At 44.4% G+C, this 14,924-nt stretch carries 15 protein-coding genes and 1 pseudogene; 7 read left to right on the top strand and 9 right to left on the bottom strand.

All coding sequences use genetic code 11. The annotated features are described in order from the left end of the window. Positions 1-70: 70 nt before the first annotated feature. The 7 genes from L4D19_RS09610 to L4D19_RS09640 all read left to right on the top strand — a co-directional run bounded on the left by L4D19_RS09610 (position 71) and on the right by L4D19_RS09640 (position 6,592). Positions 71-1,456 carry a COG3014 family protein gene (locus L4D19_RS09610; RefSeq protein ID WP_428452276.1) on the top strand — a complete coding sequence of 462 codons (1,386 nt, stop codon included), beginning with the start codon at positions 71-73 and terminating at the stop codon, positions 1,454-1,456. A gap of 2 nt (positions 1,457-1,458) precedes the next feature. Then, positions 1,459-1,845 (top strand): YcfL family putative periplasmic lipoprotein, encoded by a 387-nt coding sequence (locus L4D19_RS09615; RefSeq protein ID WP_160648495.1) that lies wholly within the window; start codon positions 1,459-1,461, stop codon positions 1,843-1,845. 59 nt (positions 1,846-1,904) lie between these two features. Next, positions 1,905-2,498: a penicillin-binding protein activator LpoB gene (gene lpoB / locus L4D19_RS09620; protein ID WP_428452277.1), complete on the top strand. Its 594-nt coding sequence runs from the start codon at positions 1,905-1,907 to the stop codon at positions 2,496-2,498. 42 nt (positions 2,499-2,540) lie between these two features. Beyond that, entirely contained in the window at positions 2,541-3,395 is an 855-nt protein-coding gene (locus L4D19_RS09625) for a phosphotransferase (RefSeq protein WP_428452278.1), read from the top strand. A gap of 204 nt (positions 3,396-3,599) precedes the next feature. Continuing rightward, positions 3,600-4,445: a DUF6279 family lipoprotein gene (locus L4D19_RS09630; protein ID WP_428452279.1), complete on the top strand. Its 846-nt coding sequence runs from the start codon at positions 3,600-3,602 to the stop codon at positions 4,443-4,445. 109 nt (positions 4,446-4,554) lie between these two features. Further along, positions 4,555-5,097 carry an alpha/beta hydrolase YcfP gene (gene ycfP, locus L4D19_RS09635; RefSeq protein ID WP_428452280.1) on the top strand — a complete coding sequence of 181 codons (543 nt, stop codon included), beginning with the start codon at positions 4,555-4,557 and terminating at the stop codon, positions 5,095-5,097. Positions 5,098-5,302: 205 nt separating this feature from the next. Continuing rightward, positions 5,303-6,592, top strand: coding sequence for an FAD-dependent oxidoreductase (locus L4D19_RS09640; protein WP_160648210.1), 1,290 nt, complete (start codon positions 5,303-5,305; stop codon positions 6,590-6,592). Between the two features lie 110 nt (positions 6,593-6,702). On the opposite strand, the gene bamJ is transcribed toward L4D19_RS09640, so the two are convergent. The 9 genes and pseudogenes from bamJ to L4D19_RS09685 all read right to left on the bottom strand — a co-directional run bounded on the left by bamJ (position 6,703) and on the right by L4D19_RS09685 (position 14,924). Further along, positions 6,703-7,176: a BamJ family beta-barrel-assembly machinery protein gene (gene bamJ / locus L4D19_RS09645; RefSeq protein WP_428452281.1), complete on the bottom strand. Its 474-nt coding sequence runs from the start codon at positions 7,174-7,176 to the stop codon at positions 6,703-6,705. A 111-nt stretch (positions 7,177-7,287) separates the two neighbouring features. Continuing rightward, the gene (locus L4D19_RS09650) at positions 7,288-7,866 is read right to left on the bottom strand and encodes a GNAT family N-acetyltransferase (protein ID WP_428452282.1); all 579 of its coding nucleotides are present in this window, start codon (positions 7,864-7,866) and stop codon (positions 7,288-7,290) included. A gap of 90 nt (positions 7,867-7,956) precedes the next feature. Further along, positions 7,957-8,553 carry an IS630 family transposase gene (locus L4D19_RS09655; RefSeq protein WP_428452283.1) on the bottom strand — a complete coding sequence of 199 codons (597 nt, stop codon included), beginning with the start codon at positions 8,551-8,553 and terminating at the stop codon, positions 7,957-7,959. Continuing rightward, the gene (locus tag L4D19_RS09660) at positions 8,504-8,824 is read right to left on the bottom strand and encodes a helix-turn-helix domain-containing protein (protein ID WP_428452325.1); all 321 of its coding nucleotides are present in this window, start codon (positions 8,822-8,824) and stop codon (positions 8,504-8,506) included. The genes L4D19_RS09655 and L4D19_RS09660 overlap by 50 nt, the downstream gene beginning before the upstream one ends. Further along, positions 8,808-9,766, bottom strand: a pseudogene (locus L4D19_RS09665) (IS1595 family transposase). The gene L4D19_RS09660 and the pseudogene L4D19_RS09665 overlap by 17 nt, the downstream one beginning before the upstream one ends. A gap of 183 nt (positions 9,767-9,949) precedes the next feature. Beyond that, a complete protein-coding gene (locus tag L4D19_RS09670) occupies positions 9,950-11,689 on the bottom strand; it encodes an ABC transporter ATP-binding protein (protein WP_428452284.1) in 1,740 nt (579 codons plus the stop codon). A 14-nt stretch (positions 11,690-11,703) separates the two neighbouring features. Next, positions 11,704-12,987, bottom strand: a complete 1,284-nt coding sequence (locus L4D19_RS09675; RefSeq protein WP_428452285.1) for a radical SAM protein — start codon at positions 12,985-12,987, stop codon at positions 11,704-11,706. A gap of 1 nt (position 12,988) precedes the next feature. Then, positions 12,989-13,669: an ABC transporter ATP-binding protein gene (locus tag L4D19_RS09680; RefSeq protein WP_428452286.1), complete on the bottom strand. Its 681-nt coding sequence runs from the start codon at positions 13,667-13,669 to the stop codon at positions 12,989-12,991. A 1-nt stretch (position 13,670) separates the two neighbouring features. Continuing rightward, positions 13,671-14,924, bottom strand: coding sequence for an HlyD family efflux transporter periplasmic adaptor subunit (locus L4D19_RS09685; protein WP_428452287.1), 1,254 nt, complete (start codon positions 14,922-14,924; stop codon positions 13,671-13,673).

Here is a 14,924-nt window from a genome sequence, read left to right on the forward strand (position 1 = left end):
CTGAGTGGATTATGTTCTTTTACTATGAACACTCAGACTTTTTTGTTTTTGAATATGGGTTACTAACACAATGCTAAAACGTGCCGCAGTGCTGATGTTATCGCTGAGCATAACGGCCTGTGCGAACTTGTCGACTCAGAGTTTATTCAGTCATTACAGCGCGTCGAATGCGCAGGTTCACCAAGCCTTGCAACAGGGTAATTACACCGAGGCGGTCGAAGCCCTCCCTGATGCCCCGGCAGGAGATATCCTTGACGGGATGGAGCGGGGGCGGGTGAATTTTGTCGCCGGGCAGTACCCGGACAGTTTTGCCGCGCTTCAGCGTGCAGATATGGCGGTCAAAGAGCAGCAGCGGCAGGCCGTGATCCAGTTGTCCGAAGGCCTGAATCAGGCCGGGGCACTGCTGACCAATGACAATATGATCACCTACCAGCCCGCGGATTACGAGCTGGGTTTTATGCACCTTTACCTTGCTCTCAACTATATCCATCAAAAGGATCTGGAAGGGGCGCTGGTAGAGGTCCGAAGGGCCAACCAGGTTCAGGAAGCGGCCAAGAAACTGCGCGAGGCTGAGCTTGGTCAGGCGGCCCAGGAGGCACAGCGCAAGGGGCTGAACCAGAATCTCGGTGCCGTGCTGGCCCGTTACCCGGATGCCGGGGAGAAGCTCGCCAATGTACAAAATGGCTATTTGTTCTACCTGTCGGGTATTTTGTATGAGGCCGACGGTGATCTGAACAGTGCCTATATCGACTATAAGCGGGCCCTGGCGGTCGCACCGAACAATATATATATCGCTAATACCGTATTGCGGCTTGCGACGCGGATGCAGATGACCGAGGACCTTACCCGGCTGCAGGCGCGGTATGGCAAATACGCGCCGGCCAAGGCAGGAGAAGGCCGGGTGGTCATTCTGGACGAGCAGGGGGTTGTTCTGGCCCGAGACGGATGGCGCTTGCCCCTGTGGCTACAGGACAGTCGCGGCGACGGGGTGATTTATAACCTGTCATTGCCTTACTACCGTAATTCCACTCGCCCGCCGATGAGTACATTGGTGCTTGATGATAAGCCCGTTAACGGGAGTGAGCTAGCGAACGTCGACAATATGGCCAGGAACAGCCTGAACGAGGAGCTGCCGGTGATAGTGGTCCGTCAGGCGTTACGGGTATTGGCAAAAGACGAAGTCAGGAAATCGGCAGCGAAGAATGGCAATGAACTGGGCAATGCGCTCGCTAACATTTTTAATACGCTGACCGAGCAACCGGATACCCGAAGCTGGCAATCTCTACCATCTTCAATCAGTATGTATCATACTGATTTACAAGCAGGGACACATAAACTCAGCTGGAGCGGCCAGAGCCTGGACATCAAGGTTGCGGCAGGACGAACCACAATGGTCTGGGTTTCCCGCCAGGGAAATCAGCTTAGCTGGTGGTCGGTATTGTTAGGGGAGAGTTAATGATGAAATATATTTCTGTCTTGGTGTTCGCGCTGGCGCTTTCCGCCTGTTCGTCGACAACATCGGGGATCAGTATTGAAAGCAGCAACCAGAACGTCGTGATTGGCAATTCATCGCTGGCAGGCCAGATCGAAATCGAGAAAGCGATAGTTGCTGAAACGAATGGGTTGATGAAGGCGGGTGTACCCGTTACCAGTAAAGTCGATTCGGATATGAAGTTGCAATACCGCTTCTACTGGTACGATGCTCAGGGGTTGGAAGTCTACGGCAGTGACAGTCCGTGGCGCCAGTTTGTACTTCATGGGCGGGACTCAGTCACTTTGCAGGCGGTTGCCAGAAAGCCTGAAGCCAAACAGTATCGTATCTATATCCGCGAAGCGGATTATTAATGGGGATTGAGGCCACCCCGGTGGCCTGTTCTGCGACAACAGTAATGAAAGGTAATAAGATGAAAAAAAGCGTAATTGCATTATTAGGCGTAGCTGCATTGATGGGTGGTTGTGCGCAGAAGGTCAGCTACGGCGATGCACAGGCTGCAGAAACCACGACTATCGAGTTTGGCTCGACGGATCTGCAAAAGATTGCTGAGGAAATGACTGATAGCATGCTGAGCTCAGGTTCTGTGGCCTACATCACCGGAAACGGCAACCGACCAATTATTGTTGTTGACGGAATTAAGAACAAAACCAGTGAACATATCGATACCGAATCGGTGACTGACTCGGTCAGTACGCGCCTGCTTAACTCGGGTAAATTCCGTTTCGTTGATATGACGCGTGTTGAAAATGTGCGCAAGCAGCTGAACTTCCAAAACAACGATGAGCTGGTGAATCAGAGCACTGCGATTCAGTTTGGTAAAATGGTAGGTGCGGAATACATGCTATACGGCAACATGGCAAGCATCGTCAAGCAGGCTGGTAGCGATAAAGACGTATATTACAAGATGACAATGCGCCTGATGGATCTGGAAACCGGTCTGGTTGAGTGGGCGGACGAAACTGAAATCCGCAAGCAGGAAGCCAAGAGCCTGCTGGGCTGGTAATAGCACTATATGCTCGATCTCTGTCAAGACGTGAGGCGATGAGTGAATACGTTTGATCCCGCTTTGCTGAATGCCTTGCCGGATATCGAGTTACTTTCTGCCAGGCCGCTGACCGGCGGCCTGAGTAACCGTTGCTGGTTGCTTGAACTTCGAAATGTACGTACGGCCACGTACTCAAAGGCAGTATGGCGACCGATTGCCGAATCAAGCGTGGCATTCGGGCTCTCTCGCGAACGTGAGCATCAGGTGCTCAAGAATCTTGAGTCATCAAATCTGGCCCCGCGTAGTATTGCGCTGCTAGATAAGGGCTTGCTCGTTGAGTGGCTTGAAGGGGCGACGGCTGCTGATAACCTGTCTGATGAGGCGTTGCTTCAGCTCCAGGTCGACATTCATGCCTTGCCGGTACCTCGCTGGCGTCTTGATGTAAAGCAGAAGGCTGCCCACTACTGGAAGCAGATCGACATCAGGTTCAAATCTGCCTTATTGAATCAGATTTATAATCATTTTCAGCACCTCCCTCTGCAGACCTGGTTTGATGACACTTGCTGCCACCACGACCTGGGTCGCTACAATATTATTTGCCAGCCTGACGGCAATAAGCGGGTGATTGACTGGGAATATGCTGCGGCTGGTGACCCATCCCTCGATCTGGCGTTAACGATCAGTGCCAGTGGTTTGGAGCGGGAGCATGCTGTTGCGGTTTACTGCCGGCTGCTGGGCACCCAGGAGCATGAGCGCTGGCTGGCTGCGGTAACGGCATGGCAGCCTTGGTGCCGTTATCTGGCAATGCTCTGGTATTATGTCGGTGCAACGGTGTGGCAAGATAACAGCTACCAGACTGAAGCCGACAAGCTTGCCCAAGAGCTATTCCGAGAGCTACTCCGAGAGCTACTCTAATCATGATTCAGTCTCGTGCATGAGCTGACTATTGGACGGCGTCAAGCCAGAGGTATTATCAACAGTGGCTAACTCAGAAACGGGCTCCTCGCGGTACTAACTTACCTGCAGTTTCTTTGCTGCGAAATATACTGCCGAAACTCAGGTCTACACTATTAATTCACCGATTCATTGTTCTGCTTAAACAATTGAAAGGGAGTTAAGATGCCCCAACGGCTGACGCGTTTTGCTACGGGTGCTTTTATCATGCTCACCCTTCTGGGGTGTGTGATGCGCCTTGGCTACAATACTCTCAACTACTGGATCCCGTATTACCTTTCTGGTTATGTCACGCTGACCTCCGGCCAGAAAAAGGTATTTGATGCCGAGCTGGACAAAGCATTGGCTATCCACCGTCGGCAGGAGCTGCCAAAGATCCATCGTGACATCTTTGCGTTGCAATCCGATTTGCAGCGACCGTTGTCGTTCGGCCAGGTCCGTGGCTATCACTTTTCGTTCACCTCTCTGGGACAGGATTCAGTGGCTCTGCTGGCCAAACCGTTGGCGGCAACTTTCAAACTGCTGGATGATCAGCAAGTGGCGCAGCTGAACGGTAGTATTCAGTCTGCCATTGATGAGGTTAAGCAAGAGCGCGAGATCCTGACAACCAGGCAGAAGATCGATAAAAGGGCGAGTGCCCTTCAGGAGACGGCCGCGGACTGGGTTGGCACGTTGAGCAGCAGGCAAAAGTCCTTGCTGAAGGAGCTGGCCGGGTATCAGGTTGAAATGGAACCGGAATTTTTCACTGTTTGGTATCAGTTCCTGCAAAATTGGCGTGTGCTGATGACAAATAGAGAGCGGCCGGACTTTGAAGCTGAGCTGAGTCGCGAGCTCCAGCGTCTGGTTGCCCTGGAAAATGATGCTATTCAGTCCGAATTGAATTTTTACCTTAATCGCCGTTTTGAGCTGTTAAGGCGATTTAATCACAGCCTGTCACAGAACCAGCTTCGGTTTTTTGATAATCGGTTAAGTGCAATCCGCAAAGATGTAGCGGTTTTGATAAATCAATAGCGGTAAATGGCACTTATTTGTTAAGAAAATCGTGTTTTATGCCTTTTAAACCTTACGAAACGTGTTAGATTAAATTCAGAGTTAAGAATAAGAATGACGGGGATAACAAATGATCATCTATCTGCATGGCTTTGATTCTACAAGCCCAGGTAATCATGAAAAGGTACTACAGCTTCAATTTATTGACCCTGATGTTCGCTTTGTGAATTACAGTACGCTCCATCCTAAGCATGATATGCAGCATTTGCTCAAGGAAGTGCACAAGTTAATCGAAGAATCCAGCGATCCTCATCCGCTGATTTGCGGGGTAGGGCTCGGTGGCTTTTGGTCCGAGCGCATCGGCTTTTTGTGCGGGATCAAACAGGTCATATTTAACCCAAATTTGCACCCCGAACTGAACATGGAAGGAAGAATTGACCGACCTGAAGAATATGCCGACATCTCGACAAAATGTGTTACAGACTTTCGTAAAAAAAATGCCGGTAATTGTCTCTGCATACTTTCAACTAATGATGAAGTATTAGATAATCGCGATACAAAAGATGCCTTGGACGATTACTACGAAATCATCTGGGATGAGAATCAAACGCATAAATTTAAAAAGATCTCGCAGCATCTACAAACTATAAAAGCCTTTAAAGAAACACGTTAATTACCTCCTACCCTCCGCAGACGGGCCCAGTCCGTCTGCTTCAATACCAAATTGCACAGTGGACTTTGGCGTGCCTGCGTGACCAGAGCATTGTTCAGTTTGGTATTAGTCAGCTAGCCAGAGCGTTGTCATCTGTCGTTTAGGGATGAATAACGGGCAATCGGCTCTGAGCAATAAAATTTATACAAAATAAGAGGAAGTTATCGTGACTCGTATTATCGTAGTTGGTGGCGGTGCGGGCGGTCTTGAGCTTGCGACCAAGCTAGGTCGTACTCTGGGGCGCAAACGCCGTGCAACAGTAACACTTGTCGATCGCAAAGCCAGCCACCTGTGGAAGCCGCTGCTGCACGAAGTGGCAACTGGTTCGATGGATGCCGGGGTTGATGCCCTGAGCTATCGTGCTCACGCAAAAAACCATTCGTTTGATTTTCAGATGGGCAGCCTGCAGTCGATTGATCGTGAGAACAAGTCAATCAAGCTGGCCGCACTCTATGATGAGCACGACGAGCTATTAATGCCGGAGCGCGAGCTGGAATACGATATTCTGGTATTGGCTATCGGCTCGACCTCTAATGATTTCAATACGCCGGGTGTGCGTGACAACTGTATTTTCCTGGATAGCCCGGAGCAGGCGCACCGTTTCCGTACTGAAATGAACAACCAGTTCCTGAAGTTGCACGCGAACAAAGACCAAAAAACCGTTGATATTGCGATTGTCGGTGCCGGTGCGACCGGGGTCGAGTTGTCGGCGGAGCTGCATAACGCGGTGAAGGAGCTGCGTACCTATGGTTTCGGCGATCTGGACAGTTCGCGCCTTAATGTCAACCTGGTTGAGGCGGGCGAGCGTATTCTTCCGGCACTACCGCCACGAATCTCCAGTGCGGCACATAGCGAACTGACCAAGCTTGGGGTGAATGTGCGTACGGCGACCATGGTGACCAAGGCTGATGAAACCGGCCTGACAACCAAAGACGGCGATCATATCCCGGCTCAAATCATGGTGTGGGCTGCCGGTATCAAGGCGCCTGATTTCATGAAAGAGATTGCGGGTCTTGAAACGAACCGCATTAACCAGCTGGTGGTCAAGCCGACACTGCAGACAACTCGTGATGACGATATTTACGTGATTGGTGACTTGGCATGCTGCGAGCAAGAGGACGGTAGTTTCGTACCGCCGCGCGCTCAGGCCGCGCACCAGATGGCGAGCCGCTGTTTCTCTAACATTGTTGCCAAGATGACAGATCGTGCGCAGAAGCCTTATGTCTATAGTGACCATGGCTCACTGGTTTCTCTCAGCCGTTTCTCGACGGTAGGTAGCCTGATGGGCAACCTGACCAAGGGCTCGATGATGGTTGAGGGGCGTATTGCCCGCGTGGTGTATATCTCGCTGTATCGTATGCACCTGGTCGCGCTTCACGGCGTATTCAAGACTGGCCTGATGATGCTGGTCGGTCGGATTAACCGTGTGTTGCGTCCGAACCTGAAGCTACATTAACAGCCGAGCGCTTATTCGTTGCCTGAAATAAAAACGCCGCTATTTGTTAGCGGCGTTTTTGTGTCGTCATGGTTTACTTAGATGATTTTTAGCGTGTGCTGGTAAAAGCCTTAATTGATCTTGATGAGCTCGACATCAAAAATCAGTACCGAACCGGCCGGGATCGAGCCGACTGAGCGGTTGCCGTAGGCAAGCTCTGCGGGAATGAACAACCGGGTCTTTTCCCCTTCAACCATCAGCTGTAATCCTTCAGTCCAGCCTTTGATGACCTGGCCAAGGCCAAACTCGATAGTTTTGCCACGTTCGACCGAGCTGTCAAATACGGTGCCGTCAATCAGCGTACCGTGGTAGTGAACGGTTACCTTGTCAGACGGTTTCGGGTGTACCGCGCCGGTACCTTCCTGAAGAACAAGATACTGTAAGCCGGACTCTGTGGCTTTCACGCCTTCCTGCTGTCCGTTTTCAGCCAGAAACTCCTGACCAATCTTGATGTTTTCAGCTGCTGATTGCTTATTGTTTTGAGAGCGTTGCATGAAGAAAATGACAAGGCCGATGATCGCAATAGTGATGATAATTTTAAACACGATAGATACCCGCTCCTTAGCTTTAGGTCTGGCTCATAGTACCTTAACCGTATAATTCATACCAACTTTGTCCGCCGGTAGATAATAAACCTTTTTACGATGAACAACGAATCACTTACTTGGGAATAATGGCTTGCTGGGGCGTAAATCTTCAGGGATGAGTGAAAAAACGATGCCGTCACAGGCTGTTCCTGATGTGTAAATTCGGTTTCTGGCGGTGCATTCATATTTCGCCTTGCAGGCAAGTGCAGTTCGCTGACTGGCAAGGTTGCCGGTATGGACAACAATTTCCAATCGGGTTAGGCCAAGGGTGTTAAATGCGAAATCGGCGACAGCCTGGCATGCTTCGGTTGCAATGCCTTGCTGGTGGTAGTCGGTTCTGATCCAGTAACCTAGTTCTGCTGAATTTAGAATGACAGAGACATTGTTGAGTGAAATACTGCCGATCAGTTCTTCATTCTGGCGGTCAAAAATCGCCAGCTCATAGCTGATATCGTTCTGCCAGTTTAGGCGACTGGCATTGATCCACTCATAGGCGTCATGTTGGTCATAGTCATCGGTACACCAAGCCAGCCAAGGCTGGAGTTGCGTTACTGAAGTCAGTACTGCATCGAGGAGATCGTTGAGATCTGCGACTTTATAGGGGCGGAGCCGAAACCGTATTGTGGTGAGCTCGAAATCAGTTTTCATCAGACTTTCCGGAGCACTCATCTTGATTAACAAATTAGCTGATTAGCTGTAGAATAAAATATCAAACAGAACTAATACCATTCTAGGTAATTAACTGGTCAGGCAGCTCCAGCTTCTAGTACACATCTTCGTTACTCTTTGCGTGTTACTGAGAAAGCTATTCCAAGCACTGCAAACCTTATCAACAATCTCATCATAATTTTCAAAAGCTTGATTAGCTAAATGATGCTGCCTCATCCAACTCCAAACCTGTTCTATTGAATTCAGCTCAGGTGAATATGGCGGGAGTTTTATGATACTGACATTAGGAAACCGATGAACAGTGTCTTCAGTATGCCAGCCGACACCATCCATTATCACAACGGCATGCCTTTCTTTTTCTGTTGCATTTGATATTTGCTGGAGATGTTGCCTCATGGCATCTTTATTGGTCCAAGGGACAACTATCGTTTTTCCTATTCCATGGCTAGAGCAAACTGAGCCAAAGAGATAGGCATACTCGAACTGCTGCTGTTTGATGACTCGTGGACGTGTTACTGTTTTTGCCCAAAGTCTGGAAGTTGTGTTCTGCGGGCAAAACCTTGCTTCATCCTGAAACCAAACGTCAACACACTCAAGCCCTATGTGTCCGGGGATCTTAAGGATCGTTCCGATTTTGAATTTTTTTAAAATCCTCTTGGATTTCATCAGACTGTCTAGGGTGCTTTGCGCGAGAGGTTATCCATGAAAAGCCCATTTTTTTGAGCAATATATAGATGTAGTCCGAGTTGTATTCTTTACCAAATGTCAGTTTGATATAGTCATGAATATCATAACCTGTGAGTCTGTCGCCATCAGGTTTAGTCGCGTTATCTTCAATGTACTTGGCTAGCTGTTGCCTTTTTAGATTAGAGAGAAAAGCAGGACGTCCAGTTCGAGGTTTTTCCTTTAGTCCATTTCGATTACCACCGTTGCTCAGTCATCGTAAGCAGACGATACGGCATAGGCGGCGTGTGAATACTGGCGAAAATAAGCCTTTCGATCAGTAATTCCAAGTTGTACCGTCGATTGAACTTGTAGCAGAACTCAGCGAGATACCTTGGTAAGTGCTTTAGCCCTATTGCGTGATAAGTTCCATGAATTGAGTTTTTTACATTACTAATCATGGTGTTGACCCATTTAAAATAGGGCAACTCGACGCTAGAGGGGCCACCGCCTGTAATAATGGCCTTGTGGAATGTCTGAGCATCCTCAACGCCTCTGAAGCAGGCTAAACCGTCTGAAATTACAAGGGCTTGTGGCCTGAGGTGTGCTTGCGCCCAACGGCTTATCTCGTGTTTTCTGAAACCAGTCAGTGCGCTAAACCGCATCGCTATCGGATGAGCTTTCTCGTCCATGGCTACTGCGGCAACGAAGGGTCTTTTGCCTTTCGCTTCACGGCCTTTAGATTCTCTGCGAACGCCGCTCCAATAGGCATCATCAAGTTGAACGAACCCCTCAGAGGCTTCTTATCATCGCGTTCATTCATCGCCTGCATCAGCTTGTGCTTCAAGCGCTAAGTTGCGTTGTATGAAATGCCTAAGTGGCGCGACAGCTCCAAGATGGATAAACCATTTTTTACTTGGGTTATCAGATAAATGGCCATGAGCCACACAGTTAATGGCAATTTCGTGTGAGCAAACAGAGTTCCTGAGGTCAGAGATGTTTGAGTATGACAGTTGTTACACTGATAAACGGGGCGTGATTTGAGCTGGCAGTACTTATCATGGCCGCAGTTCGGACAATGATAGCCTTGTCGCCATCTCATGTTAAACAGGTACTCCTAGCATTGACGCTCATTACCAAATCGTTCAATAAATCCATAGATTGTAATGGTTTTTTGAAACTGAATTTTGTTTTTTTGGCATGATCCACCTCCCAGCAAGCTACCTTTAAGTTTAGTAAGAAGCTGGCTGAATGAAGGTGGTAATCAAATAATACTAAATCTATTTGATCAGCTCGCGAAATTACTTAAAAGTTCAGCTCATTAACTAAGTGTGATTCCGCCCTGGGGTGGAACAGCTGCTACAACTGCCAACGTTAAAGTTTTCAGCTGTTTTACCTGTTAGACATAACAGAGTTTATTATAGGTTTCACTTCTTCCAACCAATTCTTTATGTGTTCCACTATCTTTGATATACCCGTCATCGATAACAATAATTTTGTCAGCATCAATTAGGGTATGCATTTTGTGAGAGACTATAATTATAGTATGGCTGCTTTTTAATCGGTCCATTGTATTTCTGATAACTTTATCAGTAATATTATCAAGTGCATTTGTAGACTCGTCAAAAATAATTATTTCTGAATTTGAATACAAGGCTCTTGCGATAGCGAGCCGTTGACGCTCTCCACCAGATAAAGTCGCACCGTTTCTACCTATAGTATCAGTAAGCTTGATGCCTTTATTTGCAAGTACGCGATCAAGGCCAGAAAGTTCTATTGAATTTTTAAGCCGAGATAAGTCACCTTCTGTGTTACTTAAAATAATGTTTTGCTCAAGTGTCGCATCGAATATAAATGGATCTTGCTCAACTATTGTCACGGAGCGTCTTACCGTTGATTTTCTCATCAACATAATATCTGTACCACCAATAGTAATTCTACCTTGGTGAGGATCATATAAGCGACCTAATAGTTTTACTAATGTTGATTTTCCTGAGCCAGAACGTCCAACAATAGCTGTACAGGATTTAGCTGAAATCGTAATGGAAATATCCTTTAGTACCTGATGGTAATTACTGTTCGGATAGCTGAACGAAACAGACTCAATTGAGATTTCACTGCCAGAATTAATGTCCTCATGGCCTGGTAAATTTTCAATCACTAATTTTTCGTTTCTAATAATGCCTGTAATACTTTTCGCTGATTGTGCCATTTTACAAAAAATACTAGCAATGTCATGTATGGCTGCAACTGAATATGACACCATGAGCATTACCATAACAAAAGAGATTAACTCGCCAGAGCTAACTTCTCCTTGTTGAATGTGGATCATGCCCATCCACACGACCAGTAGTACAGCGGAAAAAGTAAGTAATAGAAAAATAGTTGAAGTAATCGACTCTAGTACCTTTACTTTGCTATTAGCTTCAACTAGATGCCGGATACGCTTTTCTAAGCGGGCATCGATAATTCTATAAAGATGTAATAATTTAATGCTTTGTATAGCTGAGTAACTTTCCACAACGAATGAGTCAAAGCTTGTTTGAGCCAGTTTTGTTTTCTTTAGTGCTGATGATACTCGATAACTTGAATAAAAAATCACAAAGATAACCATTGGAACAAGAATAACAGCAAGTGCAAATAGTTTTGTACTTACTGACATCATATATATAGAGCCAATAACAATAGTCATTGTAGATTGTGTTGCAATAGAAAAAACAAAATGGATGAACTCTTTTACATGCCTAATATCAAACTCCATGCTGGATTGTATTTTTGATGGTGAATTAAGGTCAAAGTAAACGAGTTCATTACGTAAGATACTTTTTGATAATTGACCATATAGGGATGAACATGTTTTGAGCTGAAGTTGACTTACCGAGTATTCTTTTATACCTGTAAACAATGCCAGTGAAAATATTAGTCCTAACACTTCCAGCGCAAAGAAGTTGACCCCGCTATCGTTTAAATTAACTTCGATTGAGGATATATTGTTTTCAATTGTAAAAGCAATTGAAAATGATGATACCATACATAAAAATACAGAAATGGTTGAGAGTAATATAAATAGTTTGCTTTTCCTTAACTCTGGCCACAAAAGAGCAGAGATAGTTCTGAAATTCTTTAGCAATACATTCATATTAATATTTATCCTTATAGGAACTCGGCTACAGTCTCAAACAAAATCTTTGAGCCACAACAGGTGTCATCATGATTTTTGCTATGTCGCCTTCCCATTAATCGGTCATGAGAGCAGCCACCATTACAGAATTTAAACCATTCACATGCTTTCATTTTTTCAATGGCTATTTTTTCTTCTGATATCATGGAATTATTGTGAGCCGATTTTTCGAAAAGTGTGGCTAAATCATGTTTAAGTAATGAACCATATATACTTCCAGAATCACCAATGTATTTATCACAAGGTGTTATGTCACCATTAGGCTCGATCGTAATTATCTCCTGAGAGCATTGAAGATCCCAATAACATTGAGAGTGGCCAGAACCAGGTTGACTAATGTTTTGAATGATATCAGTGAATAAAGGGATGCTGATAATGTCTTTATAGTTCTTCCACCATATTCTGAATACTTTTGACAAATATGAAACATACTCTTTATAGCTAATAAATCGATGGTCTGGTTTCTCTCGCTCAGATAGAGTATTGTCAGGGACATAATTCAAAAAATCGATTCCGGTAAGCTTTGCAGAAACAAAAAAATCAAACATTTCTTCTATGCTTGCTTCCATCACCTCGCGATCAACGACAACTAATGTACCGTAATCTATTCCTTTTTCGCGCATTCTTTTCGTCGAATTAATGATTCTCGTAGATGTTCCTCTTCCCTTGAAGTCTATGCGACGATTATCGTTAATACTTGGAGGCCCATCCAGGCTAATGCCAACAGATAGACCAACACCTTTAATAAATGTTAGCCATTCGTCAGAGATATCTACCGCGTTTGACTGAATACTATTAGAAATTTGTTGTTCTGGTCTTTTTAAATTTTCTTGAATCCAAATAAGTTTCTTAAAAAAAACCGGTTTAAGAAGGGATACTTCACCCCCATGCCAGACAAATTCAAAACGATTAATGTTTGGTATTGATAGTATTCTCTTCACAGCTGTTAACATGGTTTTGAAGCTCATCGTCATGTTTTTCTCATCAGACCATGAAACACAATACTTACAACGTAAATTGCACCTACGAGTAACCTTTAATATAGATACTATTTTTCTTCCATTGATGGGTTTTGAAGGGAAGTCAGTATTTTTAATCTCATTAAATAGTTTTATTTCTTCCTGAGATAAGACCTTTTCTTTAGGCATTTTACCTAGGATATGAGAAGCGAGAACTTTGTAATTTACGCTTGATAACTTGATGAGATCAGATAAATTCAAATCATTCGAGCTAATATCTTTTTGACTGTTTTTCACTTTAATTACCCTTGCCCCCAAAATCAACAATCTGACCATCAACCATATTTAGTTTTCTGGATGACATTGATGCAGCAACCTTAGAATGAGTGACCATTACTATAGTTGTACCGTTTCTGTTAATATCGCATAATGCGTCTAATACAGTCTGGCCAGATGTAGTATCTAGATTCCCTGTAGGTTCATCAGCTAAGATGAGAGTCGGCTTGCTCACACATGCTCTTGCAATTGCAACCCTTTGTTGTTGCCCACCAGATATTTGATAAGGCATATGATCAACTCTATTTCCTAAAGACATCTTTTCTAAGCTCTCTAGGGCAAGTCGCTTTCTGTCCAGGCGTTTGTATCCACGATATTTGAGTGGTAGTTCAACGTTCTCTAGAACTGAGAGATGGGGTATTAAATTAAAAGACTGAAAAACATACCCAAGGCATTCCCTCCGCAATTCTAATCGGGCACCATATGAAAGTTCTCTGACAGACTTATCTAATAATGTGTAGTTACCAGTATCAAGATTTTCAAACATACCTAAGATATTTAAGAGAGTCGTCTTACCGGAGCCTGATGGCCCCATTATAGAAACGAATTCGCCTTGCTCAATTGAAAGGTTAACCTTGTTAAGAGCTGTTGTTTGAATTGTTTCGGTCTCAAATTGCTTTGTAGCAAGAGAGAGTTCAATCATGCTAAGATACCTCCAGCATATTAATGCTTATTAGCGATTTGTTCTTAGGAATTAGCAACTTATAACCTGATTTATAGCCGCTTAATACTTCTACTACTCCATTACCGATAGAGCGTATAGTAAATTCTGATTTAATCGCAGTATTGCTTTCTGGTTCATACAGATAAGAGTAGTACTTTCCATTATCTCTTAAAAAAGCATCTGCAGATGCTGTATACGAATCTTCATGTGTACTTATTGCTATTTCAATATTAATTGTTTGCCCTCTTTTAAGACTCAAGCCTTCTTGATTATTAAAGTTAAGCGTAAATCCGAACCGTCCATTTTCGACTATGTTTGAAATCTTATTGATATTTAAATTAACTGTACGACCATTAATTATAGCGCTTACAGGTGTGCCAACAAAAATCTTGTCAAGATAATACTCACTTAATTCTGATTCAAAGTGATACTTACCATCATTATCAACTAATCCTATAGTTGCGCCATTTCCAACCTTTTGTCCCAACTTCAGATTAAGTTCCGACACAACTCCATCAATAGGTGAAAGAATTACAAGTTGGCTTAAACCATCTGTAATAGAGTTTCGCAGTTTATGTAGCTCTATAATTGATTTGTCTACAGAGCTAACATTCTCATCTGATTCTTTAACTTCAATATTAAGAAAACTTGAAAGTAAATCATACCTCGAAACCCAGTAATTTAATTTATCAGTTAAGTTTTTTATTTCATTCTCTTCAATAAATCCAGACTCAGATATAACTTTCTTTTTTGAGAGTTCTCTAGAAATTGTGTCCTTATTATATCTTGCTTCGTTATAATCTAGGTTTACCTCTAGTTTTTGCGATTGTAATGCTAATTTTAGATTGCGAAGATTGGCAATTTGCTCAGTAATGAAGGAAGCTTTTGAGGTAACATCAAGAACAAAGTCATAATTGTTTAAGTTTGCAATCACTTCTCCTTTAATAACACGATCGGATCTTTCTTTGAATATTTCTGTAACAATGCCTCCTTGAAGTGCTGTTAAAACCATACTGTTTTCTGGTATTGCAATTGCTCGCGCATTTAAATACTCAGTTACGGAGCCAGAGTTTATATCATATAACTGTGTTTCGCTGATTAAGATCGATTTAGTGTTATTCTTTATAAGTGCAAATGCTGCACTTATCACCCCTATGAATAATATAAAAAATATTGAGAATACGGCTATTTTTGCCTTTCTATGAATCTGGGTGCTACTAATTGCTTTATCCAT

It is taken from the genome of Photobacterium kasasachensis (assembly GCF_050336885.1).
GTDB classification, from domain to species: domain Bacteria; phylum Pseudomonadota; class Gammaproteobacteria; order Enterobacterales; family Vibrionaceae; genus Photobacterium; species Photobacterium kasasachensis.

Coding starts and splice junctions, on each gene's coding strand:
- L4D19_RS09610 (WP_428452276.1), top strand. CDS start 71: ATGCTAAAACGTGCCGCAGTGCTGATGTTATCGCTGAGCATAACGGCC.
- L4D19_RS09615 (WP_160648495.1), top strand. CDS start 1,459: ATGAAATATATTTCTGTCTTGGTGTTCGCGCTGGCGCTTTCCGCCTGT.
- lpoB (WP_428452277.1), top strand. CDS start 1,905: ATGAAAAAAAGCGTAATTGCATTATTAGGCGTAGCTGCATTGATGGGT.
- L4D19_RS09630 (WP_428452279.1), top strand. CDS start 3,600: ATGCCCCAACGGCTGACGCGTTTTGCTACGGGTGCTTTTATCATGCTC.
- ycfP (WP_428452280.1), top strand. CDS start 4,555: ATGATCATCTATCTGCATGGCTTTGATTCTACAAGCCCAGGTAATCAT.
- L4D19_RS09650 (WP_428452282.1), bottom strand. CDS start 7,866: ATGAAAACTGATTTCGAGCTCACCACAATACGGTTTCGGCTCCGCCCC.
- L4D19_RS09655 (WP_428452283.1), bottom strand. CDS start 8,553: ATGAAATCCAAGAGGATTTTAAAAAAATTCAAAATCGGAACGATCCTT.
- L4D19_RS09670 (WP_428452284.1), bottom strand. CDS start 11,689: ATGAATGTATTGCTAAAGAATTTCAGAACTATCTCTGCTCTTTTGTGG.
- L4D19_RS09680 (WP_428452286.1), bottom strand. CDS start 13,669: ATGATTGAACTCTCTCTTGCTACAAAGCAATTTGAGACCGAAACAATT.
- L4D19_RS09685 (WP_428452287.1), bottom strand. CDS start 14,924: ATGGATAAAGCAATTAGTAGCACCCAGATTCATAGAAAGGCAAAAATA.